Below are 20,957 nucleotides of genomic sequence, written 5' to 3'. Positions count from 1 at the left end.
AGTACACGTCGTATGCCTTTCAGGAGGCTGCCCACAAAAAAGGCATTATCACAAGCATGTCGCGCCGAGGCAACTGCTTTGATAATGCCGTCATTGAATCCTTCCATTCCTCGCTAAAGTCGGAAGGATTCCGCACCCCGAAAGGGGTGCCCCTAACATTTCCAATTATACTAGAAAACGTGCAGACGTACATGTATTATTACAACTATCAGCGACCCTTGACGAAATTAGCCTTCCACACGCCGGTGGAATACCGGACGGCAGAAGGCTAACGGCTAGGTGCTTTATCTTGTCTCATATTTCTAGGTCAGTGCAATCAAGGAAAAAGGGGTGTTTCTTTATGCTTTCGCTGCTTCTGTGCTTTCTTTTTCTTTATTCTTTCTGACTTTTTTAATATTGAACCGCATGACAATCATAGCTGTCAAAGCGACTACGAGAAGAATATTAAATAAAGTGAAGGACAACGCATAGCTTCCTGTAGCCGAAACGATGCTTGATACAGCTGTCGGACCGGCTACCCCGGCGAGAGCCCAGGCAGTTAAAAGAAAGCCGTGAATGGCGCCGAGCTGTCTCGTGCCGAACAGGTCACCGATATAAGCCGGCAGGCAGGCAAAGCCTCCACCGTAGCAGGTAATAATAATAAACAAGAGAATCGCGAGCAGCACTACGTTAGTCGTTAACGGAAGGAGGAAAAAGGCAACGATTTGGATGAGAAAGAATAGCGTAAAAGTGTTTGTTCTTCCAAGATAATCCGAAAGCGACGCCCAGACAATCCGTCCACCTCCATTGAAAAAGCCCATTACACCAACGATAGTAGCTGCTACTGCTGCGCTGGTGCCGGTAATCGACTGAGTCATGTTCGATGCTACCGCAAGCAGCATGATTCCTGAAGAAATGTTAATAAACATCACGAGCCAAAGCAGGTAAAAACGCATCGTCCGGAGCGCCTCTTTCGCTGAAAGCTGCGCCAGGTCCCCGCCTTTCTGGTTCGTTTGAAGATCTTCCTTCTTGTACCCCTTAGGCATCCAGTCCTTCGGCGGCTTCTTCATATAGCTTGCCCCCGCAAGCATAAGAACGAAGTACGAAGCGCCCAGAATGTAAAACGCTCCCGGAATCGATACAGCGTTCATGAGCCATTCAGCTACTGGGCTTGTAATCAGCGCCCCGGCGCCAAATCCCATAACCGCCATGCCAGTAGCCATTCCTCTGCGGTCTGGAAACCACATAACGAGCGTAGAAACCGGGGATATGTACCCGATACCAAGACCAATGCCGCCGAGCACGCCATAAGAACCAATAAATAATGGCAGACTTTCAAGCTGAACCGCAAGCCCGGCCCCCATCGTTCCGGCCCCGAACAGCACGGCTGCAATGGCAGCTGAGATTTTCGGCCCATATTTTTCCACAAAAAACCCGAGTGAAGCGGCCGACATCCCCAAGAAAAAAATTGCAATTGTAAATGCGAGTGTTACGTCGGAAATGTTCCAGCCAAGTGACTCATTCAACGGATTCTGGTACACACTATACGCATACACCGAACCGATCGACAAATGAATCGCTACGGCTGACAATGCCATCAACCAACGATTTCGATCTGCTTCCATAATTAGTAAGTCCCCCTTCTGTAGTAATACAATCCTCCCTTTCCCTCTGTGTGTACATTCAAACGGCGATTCCTTAAAAACTGGAAAAATTCTTTATTGAGAACTGTTTTAAATAAAAAAGCACCCGGGCGGATGCTTACATTTCGTCGGCGTACACATTGTCCAAACGAACGCTTCTTCCAGTTCTGCTGCTTTCATAAACAGCTTCAATAATCCGGGTAACACGCAGAGCCTGTTCGGGTTTCACCACCACCTCTGCCTGCCCCAGACATGCTTCTGTGAAGTTTTTCGCCTGCAGCACGTCTTCACGCTCATAGCTTGTTAAGTGAGGCTCCGCACTCATCATGGCTCCGAATTTTGACTGGTAAAGTTCAAGCGGAAAAACCTGGAGACCTCCGTCGACCCCGGAAATGCTCAGTTCTTCTTTATCTTCTTTAATATTGGCCGCCCACGAGGACTCCAACAGCAGCGTCATGCCATTTTCAAACGTAATATAGCCGGTCACGTGGTCCTCCACGGAAAAGCTTTCGGCATCGATAGTTCCCCACTCGTTAATCTGGCCCGGGGTTTTACTCAAACGATCGTAAGTTCTTCCGTTTACTTCCACCGGCTGTGGGTCATCCAGAAGCCAGAGAGCCAGATCCAGCAGATGACAGCCGTAATCAATCAGACTGCCTCCGCCCTGAAGGTCTTTATTTGTAAACACACCCCAGCCAGGCACTTTTCGTCTGCGCATCGCCTGAAGACGCACAACCAGCGGATCGCCAATTTCGCCCTCCTGTACCATTTGTCTGGCTGTACGGGATTCCTTCATGTAGCGATAATGATACCCAATCGTTAACACAGCCCCCGAACGCCTGGAGGCATCAATCATATTCCGGCATTCGGCCGTAGTCATCGCCATCGGTTTTTCACAAAGAACGTGCACTCCCGCTTCCAGGGCCTGTACGGCAAGCTCTGCGTGAAATTTGTTCGGTGTACAGATGACTACTGCTTCAACATGCTCCAGCAATTCTTCTACCGTTGCGTACACAGCCGGGATGTCAAATGCTTCAGCCGCCACCCCTGCTTTACTAAGGTCTGTATCAAAAACAGCAGCCACGTTCACATTTTCAATCTGTTGAAAAGCGGGCAGGTGTCTGCCCCGGGCAATGCCGCCTGTACCGATAATGCCTATCTGCAGTTTCCCCATTAGTCCTTTCCCTCCGCATCTTTGTCCGAAATGGCTTCCAGAGGGCTGGCATTGCCATAAACGGGCACCGGGGTATTTTTCGGGGCCGACCATCTAACAGCATTTTTAATCACTGTTTGAACATCTTTATTATAGTATGTTGGGTACGTTTCGTGCCCCGGACGGAAATAAAAAATCTTTCCCCTTCCCCGGGTAAATGTGGCGCCGCTGCGAAATACTTCTCCGCCCTCAAACCAACTGATAAACACAAGTTCATCCGGTGCGGGAATATCAAAATGTTCGCCGTACATTTCCTCTTTTGGCATCTCAATATACTCCCCGATTCCTTCTGTAATGGGATGACCCGGTTCTACGACCCAGAGCCGCTCACGCTCGTCTGCTTCCCGCCACTTCAGATCACAGCCTGTACCCATCAGCCTTCGGAATATTTTTGACAGATGACCGGAGTGAAGAACAATCAGCCCCATTCCGTCCAGCACACGATTCTGGATACGCTGGACAATGGCATCCTCTACCTCGTCGTGGGCAATATGGCCCCACCAGAGCAGCACATCGGTGTCATTTAAAACTTCCTCTGTAAGTCCATGCTCCGGCTCATCGAGCGTTGCGGTGCGTACAACGTCTGCTTCTTCTGCCAGAAAATCAGCCAATGCTCCGTGAATCCCCTTTGGATACACCTTTGCGACTTCCGGGTTCTTGTTTTCATGTCTATTTTCGTTCCAGATGGTAATTTTCATGCCGTTCCTCCTTTAGTCGTTATATGACCGCTGAATACGTTACCAAAAATCAGTAATCTGATTCACCATTATTAAACCGCTTCCATTTCATAGTAATCCAAAACGTTTCGGATCGCAATCGACAATTGTTTTTTATTAAAACAGGCAAAAGCCTTTTCGGGCTTTTGCCTGTTTATCAGGGTCTCTTTAACGGCAAAGTCTGGGCATAAATTTTCTTATACGCCTGGAATGATTGTTCATATATGAGCGACTGGTCCGGATCAGGATAAAATGTTTCACTTTCTTTGACAAACGTTTTTTTGCAGTCCTCAAGCGTAGCAAACCATCCTGTACCGTAGGCCGCAAGCATTGCCGCCCCGAGCCCTGGCCCCTGTTCATGAGCTAGCTTACGCACAGGGCATCCGAAAGCATCCGCCTGCATCTGAAGCCAGAACGAGCTTTTTGCCCCTCCTCCAATAGACACAAGGGAATCTATCTGAAAGCCCTGCTGGAGGAGGATTTCGTGAGACTCCTTTAGAGAATACGTGATCCCTTCCATGACGGCCCGGACGATATGGCCTCTTGTATGCCGGATATCGAGCCCGGTAAAGCTCCCCCTGATGCCTGCGTCCATATACGGCGTTCTTTCACCGGTCAGAAACGGGGTGAACAGTAATTGTTCTGCTCCTGCCGGCACCTGGGATGCCCGTTCGACCAGCTCTTCAATCGTTTCGTCAAAAAACAGATTGTCCTTTACCCACTGCAGACTGTTTCCGGCAGAAAGCGTGACGCCCATATAATAATATTGATCCTTAGATGCATGATTAAAATAATGCAGACGTCCATCCGGAACCGCTTCGCCGTGATCCGGCACGAGGAGCACTCCGGAAGTTCCTATACTTAAAAGGCCTTCCCCGGGTTCTGTAATTCCGCTTCCTAAAGCACCACAGGCGTTATCGGCCCCGCCGGCTATAACATTCACTCCTTCATGGAGCCCCGTCTTATCTGCCGCTTCCTTCGTCAGGGTCCCCGCACTTTCATGCGATTCTATCAGCGGAGGGCAGAACGAGGCGGAGAGATTAAAGCCTTCCCGCATCGTACGGCTCCATGATTTCCCTTTCACATCCAGCAGAAGCGTCCCGGCTGCATCAGAGAGTTCCATCTGCATACTGCCTGTCAGCCGGTACCGGACGTAGTCTTTTGGCAGCAGAAAAGATGCTGCCCTGCTCCAAATTTCCGGTTCGTGCTCCTGTACCCAGAGCATTTTCGGAAGAGTAAAACCTTCGAGAACGGTGTTCTGCGTCGCCTCAATCAGCTCGTTCTCTCCGATCGTGCGACGGATCGTCTCGCACTGCTCCGACGTTCTTGTGTCGTTCCAGAGTATAGCCGGGCGCAGCGGCCGGCCGGTTTCATCCAGGAGGACCAGGCCGTGCATCTGGCCGGAGAAGCTGAGGCTTTCCACTTCCTCTGCCTTTACCCCTGTTTCCTGGAGCAGTGCCTGAATCGATGCTTCTGTCTGCTCCACCCATTCCTCAGGATTCTGTTCAGAATGCCCTGCAGCCGGCTGTTGAACAGACAGCGATTTTGATACCGACGCTGTCACCTCGCCACTTCTATTCACAAGAAGCGATTTCACTGCGCTCGTTCCTAAATCGACTCCGATTACGTAAGTCATGCCAGCACCTCTTTGCTTAAACTTTTACTTTATTGTTTGCGTTTAAAATATACTGGTTCAGTTTTGCCTTAATAAGCTCCTGTTTACCCGACTGATGTTCGATCGGCTCCTGGAGTTCAAGAGCATAGGCTTCGAGCTCTTTAAAGCTTGTTTTTCCGGCGAGAATGTCACTTCCCACACCTTTATCAAAGCTGCTGTAGCGCTCTTCCACGATGTTTTCAAATACACGGTCTTCGATCAGCTGGGAGGCTGCCTTTAACCCGTAGGCAAAGGTGTCCATTCCCGCAATATGCGCATGAAACAGGTCTTCCGGCTTATGGGAAGGGCGCCGCACCTTGGCATCAAAGTTTAAGCCGCCGGTACCGAGACCGTCGTTTTTCAGAATTTCGTACATCGCAAGGGTGGCATCATAAATATCAGTCGGGAACTCGTCGGTGTCCCATCCGAGCAGCAGGTCGCCCTGGTTGGCGTCCACCGAGCCAAGAATGCCCATTTCTCTCGCGTAGCGGAGCTCATGTTCAAATGTATGGCCGGCGAGCGTGGCGTGGTTTGATTCAATATTCATTTTAAAATGGCTGTCGAGATCATACTTTTGCAGGAATGCGTAAGCTGTAGCAACATCAAAGTCGTACTGGTGCTTCATTGGTTCCCGTGGTTTTGGTTCAATCAGCATTTGTCCTTCAAAGCCTATCTCCTTCGCATAATCCACTGCCATATGATAGAAGCGTGCCAGGTTATCCATTTCGCGTCTCATATCGGTGTTAAGCAGAGTCTCGTAACCTTCCCGGCCGCCCCAGAACACGTAGTTCTGCGCGCCCAGCTCTTTAGCTACTTCAAGCTGCTTCTTTACTTTAGCCGCAGCATAGGCATATACGTCCGCGTTGTTTGTTGTAGCCGCCCCGTGCATAAACCGGCGGTCTACAAACATATTTGCCGTATTCCACAGAAGACCGATGCCATGCTCTTTCATATTATCCTTCAGCATCGCAGTGATGGTATCAATATTTTGATATGTTTCTTTTAAAGAGTTACCTTCCGGAGCAATATCAATGTCATGAAACGCAAACCGGGTGATCCCCAGCTTATTCAAAAGCTCAAAGTTAGCCTCGACTCGTGCTTTCGCGAGATCCATCCCGCTGTAGTTCTGGTAGGAACGCTCCATTGTCGGCCCGCCAAACGGGTCCTCCCCGCCGAAAGTATGTGTATGCCAGTAGGCTACTGAAAATCGCAGCCATTCATCCATCGATTTCCCCATGACAGTCGCGTCCTTATCATAGTGCTTAAAAGAAAAGTCGTTAGCCGAAGCGGCTCCCTCAAAGTTGATTGTTGGTACGTTGTTAAATACAGTCATTATTCATCCTCCTAATTATTAGTTAAAATCATTACTGCGGGATCACCCTTTAACAGCACTTGAAGAAATACCCTCCACCACTTTGTTGCTGAAAAACAGAAAAGCCAGAAGAACCGGAATGATACTGATAACAAGTGTCGCTCCGATAGAGCCCCAATCCGTCATATACTGGCCGATAAAGTTCTGGATTCCGACGGTGAGCGTTTTGTATTCATCTGAGCTGATAAATGTATTCACAAATACAAATTCATTCCAGTTGTAGATCATATTAATGATAACTGTTGTTGCCATTACCGGCGTTGTCATCGGCAGAATGATCGTGAAAAACAACCGGTTGATCGAAGAGCCGTCCATCACTGCCGCTTCTTCAATTTCTCTCGGCAAAGTATAGTAGAAGCCGAGCAGGATCATAATCGTAATCGGTAAATTGTAGGTAGTATATGTGAGCACAATTGACAACGGATTATCGATTAAGTTCACGCTGAGAAACATGCTGAACAAAGGAATCAGCGCAGAGTGAATAGGAATCATCAACCCGACCATAAACAGTCCCAGCACAAATTTATTCAGCTTCCAGTTCATGCGTGTAATAGCAAATGTCGCCATACTGGCAAAAAGTACTGTTAATACAATCGCGAGACCCGTAATCCAGACGCTGTTGAAAAAATACAGCCCTATACCGCCCTGCCAGACGTTCAGGTAATTTCCCCACTGCGGATCATTCGGAAGCGCAAATGGGGAGCCTGAAAAAATCTGGGCGTTATCCTTAAGAGAAAACAATACCAGCCACAGCAGCGGAAAGATCTGGAACGCCGCTACCAGCGCCAAACATGCGTACAATAAAATATATCCAATTCGCCCCATAACGTTCACCTCATTTCAACTAGTACTGAATATCTTCCTTGGATGCAGTTAACCTTCTGATGATGACCGTAACGACGAGTGTGATAATCAGCAGTAAAAAGCCGATGGCACTGCCGTAACCGAAGTTATTCGTACTAAAAGCAAGATCATACATATACGATGCCATTACTTCACTCGAACCACTAGGTCCACCGCCGGTCATTACATAGATCAGGTCGAAATATTTCAGTGACCCGACGATGGCCAGAACGATGGTTACTTTTACTACGCCCATGATTAACGGGAGTTTTATTTTGTAGGCAATCTGCAATGGATTCGCTCCATCGATTTTTGCCGATTCAATTAAAGATTCCGGAATGTTCTTCAGTGCCGCATAGTATATAAGAATATAAAAGCCTGCATACTGCCAGAGGATCGGTATGAATATGGCATACAGTACGACATCCGGATTAGCCAGCCACGACGGTGGATTTTCAATACCGATGCCGCGGAGAATTGTATTCAGGATTCCGTTTGCAGGGTTATATACTTTAATCCACAGCTGCGCAATTGCCACAGATGACAAAAGCATCGGTATCAAATAAATTTTTCTCAGTAAATCCGCACCTTTGATTTTGGAAGCCAAAATCATGGATACCGCTAAGTAAATTACCAGGCTTAACGTTGAAAATAAAGCCAGCAGCAAAGAGTGCCATGCGCTGTCCCAGAAAGCCCCGTCCTGAATGGCATTGATATAGTTTTCCATACCAATGAAGGTCATTGAACCGATACCATTCCAGTCCATGAGACCGTAATAGCCGGTCAATATGAGCGGAACTATAATAAGTACGGCAATGAGAAATAAAGCTGGGAATATGTAAAGCGTAATCATGAGTTTGTTCGACATAACTTTATTCATTTCACTTGCCCCCAAGCTCTGCATTTGCGTTTAAAATGCATTCATGAATGATATAAAGGGCACACCCTCAGGAATGCCCTTTATTCATTTTTTCTTTACTCGTCTTCTTCTATTGCCTCGTCATGCATTTCAGCAAATTCTTCCGGCGTAATTTCTTCACCAAATAATGACTGAATTGCTGTCAGGTGAGTTTCGGCGACATCCGGGCTCATCTGTACATCCGCAAACAATGTCAGGTTGTCAGCGTTGTTTAAATCATCGAGAACTTCGAGGTACATATCCGGAAGCTCCACGTTATCCGTGTTTACTTTCGTAGCCGGGATAACGCCCGCATCGCTGACGGATTTTTCGCCCCACTCTTCAGAGAAGTACTTAACAAAGTCTTTCGACTCTTCTTTTACATCAGACTCTTCAGAAACAAACAGCCCAACGCCAGGTCCGCCTACATAACTGTTCTGGTTGCCTTTACCCTCCACTGTCGGGAAGTCAAAGTAGTCAACGGCATCCCGGAAATCCTGTGAGACGCTTTCGTCCGTTGTATAGTTTGGAAGATCCCATGTAGCAATCAAATACATTGCTGCCTGTTCACTCATAAACATACTTTTTGCTTCCTGATCGGAAAGACCGTTAAATCCTTGCGTGAAAGCTCCGCTTGCAGCCAGGTTCTGCGTTTTTTCCGCCGCATTCACCAGTGGCTCTTCCGTAAAGGATGCTTCTCCGTTGATTGCCTGGTTTAATAAATTGTCTTCACCAAGCCGGTCTGCCATATACATGTACCATAGTGAACCGGTCCATCTATCCTGGTTTCCTAATGCAATAGGGGCCACGTCGTTTTCCTGAAGCGTACTTACAATTTCTTCAAGCTCTTCGTATGTTTCCGGCTCTTCTAAATTATATTCATCAAATATCGCACTGTTATAGAAAACCTGGGCTACGTTCAGCTCGAGTGGCAGTCCGTAAGTACTTCCACCCATTTCATATGCTTCCGTAGTGCCTGCTACGTATGAATCACGCAGGCCGTCTTCATCAAGCACATCATCAAGTGGCGCAAACATTTCACCGTCAACGTAAGGTTCAAGGAATCCCCCCGGCCAGGTCATCCCCACATCCGGCAGTTCACCCGATGTAGAAGTTACCTGAAGCTTTTCCTTATACTGTTCATTACTCAGCACCTCGAGTTCCACTTTAGTATCCGGATTCTGCTCTTCATAATCAGCTATGATGTCGTTTACAATATCGTAATGGTCCTTGGAACTTCCTTCCGGCCATAAGTGCATAAATTCAATCGTTTTTTGTTCCCCGTCTCCGCCCCCGTCACCAGACCCCGAAGATTCCGAGTTACAGCCTGTCATTACCATTGCCGTTGCACAGCCTGCCGCCAAAAACGTAAACGCTTTCATCTTTTTCATTTTTTCCTCCCCCTTTTCTTATATATTAAGGTAACACCCTCTACATAATTTGTCCAGTAAACAAACTAAGTTTTTATAATTTTTTTGAAAATATTTTTATTGACAACTGTGGCGATTAACGCCGTGGCGCTTATGCCGAATATAAAGCCGAGTGCAGGCACCATGTAGAAAATAACTCCCAGAAGAAACAAACTTAACGCCAAAAAGATTAAATGAACAGGATGGGTCAGCATAATAAAAAACGCATTTTTGAAAACATTTCTTAGTTTATCGTCAAAATGAGCAAAGGACGGAAAAAGAAACAACAGAAAAATAAAAACAAACAGGATATATACAAACAACGGTATATGCAGCCAGTTCAGCGTCTCACTTGCTGCAATAAACTGAATATCGAGAACAACAAGCACGAATAAAAAAAGGACTACGGCCCCAAGCTTATTCGACTGAATAAATTCCTGTTTATATACTTTCCAGAAATAAGCAAACACCGGCAGGTCCTTTTCTCCACTCACCCATTTGCGCACTACTGCGAACAAAGCATTTGTAGCTGGAAATACGCCTGCAACCACAGCCCCCATCAGCGTAAAAAACACCCAGAGCACCTGAACGTATGCGAAATTCATCACCCACGTCAACGCCTGATAAATTTTACTGTTCACTTTCGAACAGCCCCCTTTCTATACTTATACAACCGTAACTCTGCTGGTCGAAAAAAATGTTTCAATCGAAAAAGCAGCCGAGCCCAGAGCACAGGAATATATACTGTTTTCAGAGAAGGAGAGCACGAACGAATCCCGAAATTCTTCATGCAGGCGCTGCTGAAACACTCTTTCAATAGGATTGCGAAGCCACTGCTCCAATTCTGCAAAGCGGTTGCCTATAATGATTTTTTCCGGATTGAATATGTTAATAAGATTAGTCAATCCTATGCCAATATACTCCCCCACCTGGTCGAAAGCGCTTAGCACTTCCAGGTTTCTCTCCTTTGCTTTTGCAATGAGACAGTCAATTGTCACTTTTTCCTCACCTGAAAAAAGATGTGCTGTTTTCTCCACCATAGCGCCTTCCGAGCTGTACAGCTCCCAGCAGCCTTTATTGCCGCACCGGCATTTTCTGCCGTTTGGTTCAATAGTGAAATGTCCGACCTCCCCGGAGATGCCGCTTCCGCCCTTATATAATTGGTCATTAATAAAAATACCTGCACCGACACCAATGCCAATACTCACGTAGATAAAGTTCGAAACGCCCTGTCCGGCCCCGTACCTTTTTTCGCCGTGCGAACCAGCCTTTGCTTCGTTTTCGATGAATACCGGCAGCTCATATTTTCTTTCCAGATGCTGTTTTAGATGCACATTTTTCCACCCCAGGTTCGGCGCAAATAAAATGGTGCCTTCGTTATCGATCAGCCCCGGGACACCAACACCGATTCCCACTATGCCATAGGCACTTTTCGGCGTCTGATCCATAAGGTCTTCAATAACTTCCTCCACCTTATTAAATACAGCTCCTTCATCAATGGACAACAGCGGCTCGTTAATTTTAGCAACGATCGCTCCCTGCAGGTCTGTCAGTATACCAAGAACATAATTTACTCCAAGATCAATCCCAATAGCATAGCCGGCTTTATTGTTAAAAAAAAGCATGGTCGGCTTTCTTCCTCCATTGGAAAGCCCGGCTCCCATTTCCTCCACGAGTCTGCCCTCCAGCAGATCGGACACCAGACTCGAAACTGTCGCTTTATTCAGCCCGGTATCTTTTGAAATCTGCGCCCTCGAAATTGGACTTTTCTGCTGAACGGTCGTCAGCACGATTGATTTATTTATTTGCTTTACCAGAGTTTGGTCTCCCGTGCGCATATTATCTTCTCCTACTTCTCAATTTTGATCGGTTTACGTACATAATAGCATATATTCTCTTCCAGTCATTATATAGTTTTTCGATTAAACAAAGTTGAAGACATCTATAGACAACAATTTATGTTTTCAACCAAATTTTTACTTAAAAACAAATTACCAGTTGAGCAGAATTAGGAATTAAGTTATATTTAGTTTATTGCTTATACAATCTTTTTTTGAAAGCGTTACCAATTCAAGGAGGCTGCTATCATGAATGATCAAATTATCAATCCAATTTTAACTGGTTTTAACCCTGACCCGAGTATTTGCAGGGCTGGAGAAAATTATTATATTGCCACTTCCACGTTTGAGTGGTTCCCAGGGGTGCAGATTCATCACTCAAAGGATTTAAAAAACTGGGAAGTCGTAAAACATCCTCTCGAACGAACCTCCCAGCTTAATATGGAAGGCAATCCGGACTCGGGCGGCGTCTGGGCACCCGCACTCTCCTGGCATGATAACCAGTTCTGGCTTATTTATTCAGATATTAAACAAATCGACGGTATCTGGAAGGACGGTCATAATTACCTCGTCACCTGCGATACAATTGACGGTGAATGGAGCGACCCAGTGTATTTGAACAGCTCTGGATTTGATCCTTCCCTTTATCATGACGACGACGGCAGAAAATATCTGCTGAACATGGTCTGGGACTATCGTCTGGGCAATCACCGCTTTTACGGTATCGCTCTGCAGGAATACGACGCTGAAGCAGAAACACTGATTGGTGAGCGCCAGATTATTTTCACCGGTACAGATATCAAGCTGACCGAGGGACCACATATATATAAAATCAATGGATGGTATTACCTGCTTACCGCAGAAGGCGGCACTACCTTTGACCATGCATCTACAATTGCACGTTCCAAATCATTATTCGGCCCTTACGAGGTCCACCCGGAAAATCCATTTATTACGTCCTGGCCCTACCCGAGAAACCCTCTGCAGAAAGCAGGGCACGGCTCTCTTGTAGAAACACAGAACGGCGAATGGTATTTTGTGCATCTGACCGGGAGACCGTTAAAAGAAGCACAAAAACCTTTATTGGATCCGCGGGGCTTCTGCCCGCTCGGGAGAGAAACCGCTATTCAAAAGGTTTATTGGGAAGAGGAATGGCCTTACATAGCCGGCGGCAACGAGCCTTCGCTGTACGTGGAGGGTCCTGGCCTTTCGGAGGAGCCTCAGCATTCACCGTCCCCTGTTTACAGCCATTTTGACACCGGCGATCTGGATAAGAGCTTCCAGTCACTGCGGGTTCCTTTAGGAGAAAATACTTTATCGCTTAAAGACCGCCCAGGCTATTTGCGATTGTACGGCAAAGACTCCCTGACATCTAAATTTACCCAGGCGTTTGTAGCAAGAAGATGGCAGCACTTTTATTTTGATGCAGAAACTGCCTTCCAATTTGACCCGGATCATTTCCAGCAGTCCGCAGGTATGGTCTGCTATTACAATACGCAAAACTGGATTTATTTTCACATTACACACGACGAGAGTAAAGGAAGGATTTTAACCCTTCTAACTAATGACCATTTTCAGTTTGATATGCCGCTTAGAGGCAGCGATATTGAGGTTGGCCAGCATATAGAAACGATTTATCTTAAGGTGTCTGTACGCATGGATAAGTACTGGTTTTCCTACTCCTTTGACGGCAGCACCTGGACTGCGGTGGATATTTCTTTTCCTTCCGCTAAACTATCGGACGACCATATCCAGGGCGATGGCTTCTTCACAGGCGCTTTTGTCGGTATGCAGTGCCAGGACAGTTTTTCTTCCAAGCCTGCAGATTTTGAATATTTTCATTATGTTCCTAAAGAAGAGAACGAAGCATAACATTAAGAAGGCCCGGCTACATTTATGCAGCCGGGCTTCTTTTTTGCAGGCTTACTTTTTTATTCCCATCTCTATCTCTTCAAGCGTTTTTCCTTTCGTTTCAGGTACAAATTTCCATACGAACAGAGCGGACAATATACTCATGAGACCGTAAAATCCGTACGTTAATCCGCCGCTGAACTCGATCATGGCTGGATACGTGGAAGAAATAAAATAGTTTGCGGCCCACTGGGCTGCCACCGCAATAGCGAGAGCCTGCCCGCGGATTTTATTCGGAAATATCTCGGATAAAAGCACCCATACTACTGGTCCCCACGACATCATAAAGGAAGCCGTATAGATGATAATAAATACAAGCGTCGCTATACCAATTGTGCCGGTAAAAGCGAGAGCGGAAACACCGAACATTCCGATGGTCATCCCAATCGACCCGATAATCAGCAGCGGCTTCCGTCCAAATTTATCCACTGTCATAATCGCAATGACTGTAAATATTAAATTGACGGCCCCCATAATAATTGTCTGGAATAAAGAAGCGTCTCTTGCCGCTCCCATGCTTTCAAATATTCTCGGTGCATAATACAATGCAACGTTGATTCCGACAAACTGCTGGAAAATTGATAGAAGAATACCAATAACAATAATCAGCTTTCCGTAGGCAAACAACTTCTCTTTACTTTTATCAAACGATTGATTGATCTCGTAAAACGTAGCCTTTGCCATTGTCTGATCGTAGATTCTTGATAAAATTTTCATTGCTTTATCGTCCCGATTTTTGGAAACCAGGTACCTCGGTGTCTCAGGCACAGTTAACAGGAACAATAAAAACAAAGCAGCTGGTATGGCTTCAGAGGCAAACATGTACCTCCAGCCGAGAGTATCCACCCATTCTGCTGTTTCTCCGCGGGCGATCCCCCAGTTGACAAAATACACGACGAACTGACCAAAAATAATCGCAAACTGGTTAAGGGAAACAAGCCTTCCGCGAATGTCGGGCGGAGCCATTTCACCAATATACATCGGCGCGACCGCTGAGGCCAGTCCCACTCCGATACCGCCGATAATCCGGTAAATATTAAATACAACTAAAAGTGCGACAGAAGGTTCGCCAGCATTAAAAAATAACAGCTCCGGGTAGGCTGAACCCAATGCGGAAAGAAGAAACAAAACCGCTGCTATAATTAATGTAAACTTTCTTCCTATCCGGTTTGCAAAAAATCCTGAAATTAATCCCCCGATAATACATCCAATAAGAGCACTGGAGACCGTCAGTCCGTGAATAAACGGACTCAGGTTCAGACTGTCAGCAAAATAGGTCTGCAGCGACCCCTCTGCCCCGGAAATTACAGCTGTGTCATAGCCAAACAATAAGCCGCCAAGTGTAGCTACCATTGTCACTAATACTACATAGATCGTTCGTTTAGAATTCATATGCCCGAGTAGCTCTACTACTCTTCCCTCCTTTATGTAAGCGATCACAAATTAGGGTAACATCCTTTGTTTGTTTAATCAATAAACTTTATTGGCAAAAAATCCTGCTGAGCCGTTTTCGTTTCTTCAACCAAGCTTCATTTTTCATTGGTTTCTTAGCATGAATAAAAATCTTTTGTGAACTAAAAAAGACGTTCCTTTAAAGACTTATCCGGGAATAAGTATAAACAGCCGATACATGAGGAGGAAATCAATAGTGAGTCTTTTTTCATCTATTAAAAAACGTGTGACAGACGCGAAAGAAAACGGAGTAACCATTCCGGTAACGGAAAAAATGTTTTTGAAGGTGCTTCAGGTTAAAAAAATGGACAATGTGGATATTTCCGCGGTTCATATTCAGGACCAGGTTCTGCGTATTGAAGGTGTTAAAAATGACAGCAGCCAGAGCCGCTTCAGCATGCTGCTTGAACCTTCCCACGCTTCCGAGCGGACCCTTTACTTCACATTAAAATCCATCTCCCCTTTAGAAGCGGACGACGTGTTTAAAGAAATCTTCGACCGCCCGCCTTACTTCTCTGCACAGGAGCAGCAGGCAGGCTTTCACCTGGAAGTATTTGAGCCTATGAAAAAGGTTCCTTATGGAAAAATAGACTCCTACTACTTTGAACAGAACAAATTAAAAGTCGTCATGAAATGGAAATAAAACAGTTATTGCCCTGCGCAAAAATAAAATAGGAAAATTGCATTCTCCAGAGTACTTTTTACTTCCGGCTTCGGCCGGGAGTTTTTTAAGTAGAAATTACCTAGTTTTTCATGCATAATGAAAGAAAAACGAATGGGGAGAATTTCATGGAATATCAAGCAGCTTCCTTTGGCCGGTACCGTGTTCTCCAGAATGGTTCTATCGAGGTTATCGCAGACATCACAAGCCGCTTTGAACACCCGCGCTGGGAGAATATGTGGTATTTATCGGAAACAAAGAGGATCTGCCGGGAGCTCGAGGCACTTGGAATCATCTCGGAATGCGACAGCTTTGAAATTGTCGACCGCAACCAGTTTAAGATTTTTTGGAAAAAAGATCGTATTGCCTGGGGCTACATTGATGAAGGCGAAACGTCTTACCGGCTTAGGTTTACCGGACTGGTCGATACCCCAGCCACCGATTAGCAATACTACCTGTTTTTGTTATGGTTGCAATTAAGAGCCATATCATTTACGGTATACATACAAAGCAATTACTTAAGAGCAACTAAATAGATGGTGGAAATGGATAGACAATGGCGCTATTTCCCATAAGCCAAAAAGATACACGAGGTACCTGCCTCCTGTTTATCTTTTTGGCTTTTTTATTTGTCTTTATGAAAGGAGAACTCTTTAATTTATGAAGTTTTTAATTGATCACGATGGACAGAAGATCCATAAATCTGTATTTGTTAACGACCGCTGCATGACCAACAGCAAACCGTCCGATTGGGATAGCCTGGTGGAAGAAGCTGCCCTGCAGGCATTCACTCAAAAGAACTACTCTTACTGTGTCCACTGCTTTCAAGCCTACGTCGGCTGAAGCTGTGGATGAGAATGTTATTTGCCATTAACCGGATCCGCTCATAATGAAGACAATGACGCTGCGGTCCCGTTCAAAGTCCCAGTCGACAAATACATCAGCAATGTTCATCCCGGCGATGGAGGTAAATGACTTCCCCTCTATTAACAGTCGTTTTTCCAGCTTGCGTTTAGTCACCTTCAGCTGCTCTTCATAACCCTGCTCCACTAATTCTTTTTCGATGTTGATCAAAAGCCCCTCCCGGATCACAAGGACAGTCTTATTGTTTAACATTCCTGAAAAGACTTTATCCGGTTCTTTTTCCGCCTCTGCAGTGACCTGCCGCACCCGCTCTTCCAGCTTCTTTTTACCGGCATATTCTTTAAACGGATCTTCGCCGTCATACGCGTTTTCATCAATCCCAACAAAAATACTGGATTCCTTATTAAAATCGCTGTCGTGGTAAAAGTTTTTATAGACCTGGCCTGTAACCGACTGCACATAACCGTTAATCTCCGGAACAATTTTGTGCATCATGCTTTCACGCAAACGAAAAACAGCCTGTTCACCCTCCTGTTCAAGAATGACCCGCTCCATTGGGCTTAGAAAATGCCGGAGGTAAATTGTAATGAACGGCCCCTGCATTACAACGTGGGCTGCTTCCGGTCCTTTGCCAAACCTTTCCCGCAGCAGTCTGCCGGCAAAGCTCGCGATATCTTTTTCATTTTCTGTTGGTCTCATTTTATCAGTGTCCTTTAACTAAGTATTAACAATAAGTTCTCTATGTGTTGTTATATTTACTCTGCTACTAAACATAACATATTCTTTCTCTCCTACCCACTGTTATTATCTTACTTTCCACTAATAAGACCAGCCGGAAAAATTCGGCTGGTCTTATTAAAAGCGTTCTGCCTGTACTTATTCTTATTTGTGCCGCTGATACTTTCCCTGTTTAAACTGAAAATAAAAGAATAAGATAATTTTTCATTTTTTTATACGTAGTAATCATAAAAACGTCTTCTACTTTTCTTCCTGCTGCTTCCTCTATATTGCATTTCTTTACACCCTGCTCTCCCAAGGCTTTTCTTACTTTTTTCAACTCTTCGCTGTAGTCCCGGTCAAACAGTTCACGCTCCAAAGCTGAAAGCTGAAAAGTTCTCTCCACTATCAATGTCCGCTCATTCAACCAGTGAGCCGTTTCAGTGACTGTTTCTATGTTTTCAACTTCTTTTCCCATTTCCGAGAGACACTGTTCGAGCTCTAAGTTTACCATTGGTTTCGGCCAAGTGGGGGTTTGTGTATAGTCTGTTTCGATAACGGCCATTATCAGCCCAGTGCGATTACCCAGGTTCCAGTCAAAATATACGTTCTCCACGCGGCAGTCAGCCATGTCGTTTACCTGTCTGCAAAACTCCAGTTCAATTTTTTTCATGAAAAGGTAACGCAGCCTCTCTACCTTTACTTCTTTTTTATCTATTGTCAGCATTTCTTCTACCGGGGCCAGCATCCCTTCAAGCTGAATAATCACGTATGGCGGCGCTATCGACACGTAGGTTGATGTTGGGCCCTTCCCCAAATAATCCCTCAGTTTTCTGCCCACGTATCCAGCAATAGAATATTGTATTTTGTTTACCTCCATCGATATACTCCTTTATCTTTTTTATATTCTTTTTCACAAAAAAAGCTGCAAAAGGATAAACTCCCTTTGCAGCTTTATCAGGTGGCGCTTTTTGTCCCCTAACTTTGCTAAACCGTATTTATTTTGTTGTTTGAATTTTAATGTTTATGTTAAATTCCTTCCGCAGACTAAGCTTATCTTCAGCGTATATCTAAAAATTTTGGCCCATCATCTAACGGAGCATCGATACAGATATTAAAGATGCATATTTAATACTAGTCCATGATACATAATTTTGCAATCAAAAACATTAGCATCGCCTCTAGAACTAAAAGCGCCAGTATACTTCTGACTTTTCAGGCACTGCCTGGAGAAATTTTTGGCTTTTTTCTTCTCCAAGCACCACAAGCATATATCCATAGTTGCTTTTTATATTGCGGGCAAAGTAAATTCCTTTTATTTGTTTATTCAATTTGGCCGATACAGCATCCTCTTTGATTAATTTCCTTTCGCAATGCCGCTTAACAATAGAAAGATCATCATCCTTCCCAGCCTGAATTAATTCCTGCTCCAAACCAGATAAAAGGTTTTCTCTTTTTACTAAAATAATGTGAGAGGCTAACCAGTATATTTGTACATTCCTATTTTCCTCTGTTACCCAGTAGTTCACCTGGCTTAAATTATTGTATACCTCCTTATCTTTTACTATTTCCAGTTTTCCTTCTTTTTGTCCTTTCTGCTCCATAATGCCAAGCAGCATCCCTGATGCATTTAATAAATCCCAGTCATAGTAGATTTCTTTTAGCTGAATATCAGCGTGTGTTTCCACGATATCTTTTATTTCATTTCGCACCCGCTCCTCCATAATAATATTTCGGTATTTTATTACTTTTTCCATTTTGTCTGCACCGATTAATTCCTTTTCTACCGGGCTTAAAAAATTTTGTATATTGATAAAGAAATAGCCACCGTTAATGGTCACTTGAAGAGCAGAGGGCCCACTGCCGAAGTTATCTTTAAAAATATCTCCGATCTTTCCAGCTATGGACCTCCTGCTTTCATTATCTAAATACACAATAATTTCTCCTTTCTTTGTTTATATGAACTGCAGTGGACCACTTTTACTGCCAAAGGAAATTCGCCTGGCTCATGACATTAAAAAAGCCAGAAAGATCCCATCGGGGCTCTTTCTGGCCTGCTACCGGCTATATTCCAGTAGCTATTGCCGCTCTTTCTATTTTATTTAGTTAATGCAGCATCTTTTATAATTTCAAACAACTCAAAAGCTTAAGTACACAGTAATATACTTCTTACTTATTTATTCTCTGGATTACAAATGTTTAAACCCCTATTCTTTTACTTCCATTTAGATATTAATACTTTTGTCTTATTTTCCCTGTAATGTCTTGCATAAAGCTCAAAATAGGATTATGGTGCATGTACGTATCAAAACAACGCATTAAAACCTTTGCCAATAGTATTGGTCCCGTTGGATAGACAATCAGCTGTCCAAAAGCCAAAAAATCCACAGAGCGGATTTTTTGGCTTTTTTTATTTTAATGCGTTTACAGCAAAAAGGAGGAGTGTAAAGCAATGACTGAGCCTAATAAACAGCAAAAAAATGGGCAGGAATCACTCGAAGAAAAGCAAAAACGCGAAAAACGCGGGATAGACCCTGAACCTCAGGAAGAAGGAAAAACACAAAAAGACGATGATAAAAAATGGGGAGAAAATCAACCCAGCGAAAAAAATCCTGATGACTTTTCAAAAAAAGACCGTGACTAATTGTACATTCCACAGAACGACTTTTCTGTTCTGTGGAATGTTTCCCGCTTCAAACATAATCGTTCTCCCTGTCATTTTCCTAAGATAAAAACAATGATACTCCTATTATTTTCGAAGTCCCAGTCCACAAAATAATCTTTTACTTTCTGCCCAGCAACAGACTGAAAGGATCGATGCTCCCAAAGTGTTCTTTTTTCAACCTGTCGTTTCGCCCGCTTCAGTTCTTTATCATAGCCAAGCCGTATAAGTTCCTTATCTACTTCCGTCAGGACTCCTTCCCTTACGACTAAAATCATTTTTTTAGTGAGCATTTGCGAGGAAACTATTTTTGGCGTTCCAGCCGATTCTGTACTGAATTCGCTTATTTTTTCTTCTAATTTTTTCTGCCCGACAAAAGAGGAGGAAGATCTTTCTTTGTCATCGATGTCTTTATTAACTCCTACAAAAATGCCCGTTTGGTGATCTATGTTGAAATCGTAATAAAAACTTCCTAACCTTTGCTGCGCTTTTTCCTGAATATGCTCAACAATAGATGGGAGCGTTCGATTCATAACATTTTCTCTCAGGTCCTGGATCTCTTCTTCGTTTTCCTCTTCCATAATGATGTTTTCCATAGGTGTTAAAAAGTTCTGAAGATGTATTATAATAAACGGCTTTTTCATTACGGTGAACACCGTTTCAGGTCCTTTGCCGAACCGCTCTCTGAGCAGCTTACCGGTGTAGCTCGCTATTTCTCTTTCTATATCCGGGGTTTCCATCACGTTGCCTCCATCAATGTTAAGTAATTATTTGCAATATATTATCTTTTATGTTGCGGATTTATTAACAATTATTTCCATTATCGATAAAAAAGAGACAGAATCCCCGTTGATACGGTACGATGACATCGACCAAAACACCATCGAGAAAGGATTCTGCCTCATGTCTACCGTATCATATTCCTCCTGCATCGCCAACGCCTTTGATCAATGGAACCTCCGGTTCTTTATGTCCGCCCCAGCTGCCCGGCATATGCAAAAGCTGCTGGAGGGTTGGACCCGGGAGCATCGCAACGGGAGTGTGAAGGCCCTTCAGGAAGCTGCGAATCATCACGCTCACCATTCGTCGGTGACCCGGTTTTTTCGCACGTCCCGGGTGAATGAC

The 20,957-nt window shown here is 44.7% G+C and carries 21 protein-coding genes and 1 pseudogene; 6 read left to right on the top strand and 16 right to left on the bottom strand.

Annotation, left to right across the window (positions count from 1 at the left end; genetic code table 11):
• A partial coding sequence (locus G548_RS0115865) for an integrase core domain-containing protein (protein ID WP_022793847.1) occupies positions 1-272 on the top strand: 272 nt, incomplete at its 5' end.
• A gap of 66 nt (positions 273-338) precedes the next feature.
• Here G548_RS0115865 and G548_RS0115860 read toward each other — a convergent pair.
• The 10 genes from G548_RS0115860 to G548_RS0115815 form a co-directional block, all read right to left on the bottom strand.
• Positions 339-1,604, bottom strand: a complete 1,266-nt coding sequence (locus G548_RS0115860; RefSeq protein WP_022795133.1) for an L-lactate MFS transporter — start codon at positions 1,602-1,604, stop codon at positions 339-341.
• A gap of 136 nt (positions 1,605-1,740) precedes the next feature.
• Positions 1,741-2,796 carry a Gfo/Idh/MocA family protein gene (locus G548_RS0115855; RefSeq protein ID WP_022795132.1) on the bottom strand — a complete coding sequence of 352 codons (1,056 nt, stop codon included), beginning with the start codon at positions 2,794-2,796 and terminating at the stop codon, positions 1,741-1,743.
• Entirely contained in the window at positions 2,796-3,533 is a 738-nt protein-coding gene (locus tag G548_RS0115850) for a ThuA domain-containing protein (protein ID WP_022795131.1), read from the bottom strand. The genes G548_RS0115855 and G548_RS0115850 overlap by 1 nt, the downstream gene beginning before the upstream one ends.
• Before the next feature lie 175 nt (positions 3,534-3,708).
• Positions 3,709-5,187 carry a xylulokinase gene (gene xylB / locus G548_RS0115845; RefSeq protein ID WP_022795130.1) on the bottom strand — a complete coding sequence of 493 codons (1,479 nt, stop codon included), beginning with the start codon at positions 5,185-5,187 and terminating at the stop codon, positions 3,709-3,711.
• Positions 5,188-5,203: 16 nt separating this feature from the next.
• Positions 5,204-6,538 carry a xylose isomerase gene (xylA, locus tag G548_RS0115840; RefSeq protein ID WP_022795129.1) on the bottom strand — a complete coding sequence of 445 codons (1,335 nt, stop codon included), beginning with the start codon at positions 6,536-6,538 and terminating at the stop codon, positions 5,204-5,206.
• 42 nt (positions 6,539-6,580) lie between these two features.
• Positions 6,581-7,402, bottom strand: a complete 822-nt coding sequence (locus G548_RS0115835) for a carbohydrate ABC transporter permease (RefSeq protein ID WP_022795128.1) — start codon at positions 7,400-7,402, stop codon at positions 6,581-6,583.
• Positions 7,403-7,421: 19 nt separating this feature from the next.
• The gene (locus G548_RS0115830; RefSeq protein WP_022795127.1) at positions 7,422-8,300 is read right to left on the bottom strand and encodes a carbohydrate ABC transporter permease; all 879 of its coding nucleotides are present in this window, start codon (positions 8,298-8,300) and stop codon (positions 7,422-7,424) included.
• Between the two features lie 95 nt (positions 8,301-8,395).
• Positions 8,396-9,709 (bottom strand): extracellular solute-binding protein, encoded by a 1,314-nt coding sequence (locus G548_RS0115825; protein ID WP_022795126.1) that lies wholly within the window; start codon positions 9,707-9,709, stop codon positions 8,396-8,398.
• Between the two features lie 65 nt (positions 9,710-9,774).
• The gene (locus G548_RS0115820; protein WP_022795125.1) at positions 9,775-10,368 is read right to left on the bottom strand and encodes a YesL family protein; all 594 of its coding nucleotides are present in this window, start codon (positions 10,366-10,368) and stop codon (positions 9,775-9,777) included.
• 24 nt (positions 10,369-10,392) lie between these two features.
• Entirely contained in the window at positions 10,393-11,565 is a 1,173-nt protein-coding gene (locus tag G548_RS0115815) for an ROK family protein (RefSeq protein WP_022795124.1), read from the bottom strand.
• A 249-nt stretch (positions 11,566-11,814) separates the two neighbouring features.
• Between G548_RS0115815 and G548_RS0115810 the strand changes: the two genes are divergently transcribed.
• Complete coding sequence (locus G548_RS0115810; RefSeq protein ID WP_022795123.1) at positions 11,815-13,437, top strand: glycoside hydrolase family 43 protein; 1,623 nt, start codon at positions 11,815-11,817, stop codon at positions 13,435-13,437.
• Between the two features lie 51 nt (positions 13,438-13,488).
• On the opposite strand, the gene xylE is transcribed toward G548_RS0115810, so the two are convergent.
• Positions 13,489-14,868 carry a D-xylose transporter XylE gene (gene xylE / locus G548_RS0115805; protein WP_022795122.1) on the bottom strand — a complete coding sequence of 460 codons (1,380 nt, stop codon included), beginning with the start codon at positions 14,866-14,868 and terminating at the stop codon, positions 13,489-13,491.
• Positions 14,869-15,124: 256 nt separating this feature from the next.
• Here xylE and G548_RS0115800 point away from each other — a divergent pair, with 256 nt between their 5' ends.
• Together G548_RS0115800 and G548_RS0115795 are read left to right on the top strand one after the other, a co-directional pair.
• Positions 15,125-15,571 (top strand): hypothetical protein, encoded by a 447-nt coding sequence (locus G548_RS0115800; protein WP_022795121.1) that lies wholly within the window; start codon positions 15,125-15,127, stop codon positions 15,569-15,571.
• A 146-nt stretch (positions 15,572-15,717) separates the two neighbouring features.
• Positions 15,718-16,035, top strand: a complete 318-nt coding sequence (locus G548_RS0115795) for a hypothetical protein (protein WP_022795120.1) — start codon at positions 15,718-15,720, stop codon at positions 16,033-16,035.
• Positions 16,036-16,258: 223 nt separating this feature from the next.
• On the opposite strand, the gene G548_RS19665 is transcribed toward G548_RS0115795, so the two are convergent.
• The 4 genes from G548_RS19665 to G548_RS0115775 all read right to left on the bottom strand — a co-directional run bounded on the left by G548_RS19665 (position 16,259) and on the right by G548_RS0115775 (position 19,104).
• Complete coding sequence (locus tag G548_RS19665) at positions 16,259-16,384, bottom strand: hypothetical protein (protein ID WP_281163419.1); 126 nt, start codon at positions 16,382-16,384, stop codon at positions 16,259-16,261.
• Between the two features lie 75 nt (positions 16,385-16,459).
• Positions 16,460-17,152 carry a Na-translocating system protein MpsC family protein gene (locus tag G548_RS0115785; protein ID WP_022795118.1) on the bottom strand — a complete coding sequence of 231 codons (693 nt, stop codon included), beginning with the start codon at positions 17,150-17,152 and terminating at the stop codon, positions 16,460-16,462.
• A gap of 211 nt (positions 17,153-17,363) precedes the next feature.
• Positions 17,364-18,050 (bottom strand): Na-translocating system protein MpsC family protein, encoded by a 687-nt coding sequence (locus tag G548_RS0115780; protein WP_022795117.1) that lies wholly within the window; start codon positions 18,048-18,050, stop codon positions 17,364-17,366.
• Between the two features lie 307 nt (positions 18,051-18,357).
• Positions 18,358-19,104, bottom strand: coding sequence for a Na-translocating system protein MpsC family protein (locus G548_RS0115775; RefSeq protein ID WP_022795116.1), 747 nt, complete (start codon positions 19,102-19,104; stop codon positions 18,358-18,360).
• 518 nt (positions 19,105-19,622) lie between these two features.
• Between G548_RS0115775 and G548_RS0115770 the strand changes: the two genes are divergently transcribed.
• Positions 19,623-19,814 carry a hypothetical protein gene (locus G548_RS0115770; RefSeq protein WP_022795115.1) on the top strand — a complete coding sequence of 64 codons (192 nt, stop codon included), beginning with the start codon at positions 19,623-19,625 and terminating at the stop codon, positions 19,812-19,814.
• A gap of 71 nt (positions 19,815-19,885) precedes the next feature.
• Here G548_RS0115770 and G548_RS0115765 read toward each other — a convergent pair whose 3' ends face one another.
• Complete coding sequence (locus G548_RS0115765; protein ID WP_022795114.1) at positions 19,886-20,572, bottom strand: Na-translocating system protein MpsC family protein; 687 nt, start codon at positions 20,570-20,572, stop codon at positions 19,886-19,888.
• Positions 20,573-20,576: 4 nt separating this feature from the next.
• On the opposite strand from G548_RS0115765, the pseudogene G548_RS18500 reads away from it, so the two are divergent.
• Positions 20,577-20,957: pseudogene (locus G548_RS18500) on the top strand (hypothetical protein); the annotation flags it as partial.

The sequence above is a fragment of the Marinococcus halotolerans DSM 16375 genome (assembly GCF_000420725.1).
GTDB classification, from domain to species: Bacteria; Bacillota; Bacilli; order Bacillales; family Marinococcaceae; genus Marinococcus; species Marinococcus halotolerans.
This window is presented reverse-complemented; position numbering and strand designations above follow the sequence as displayed.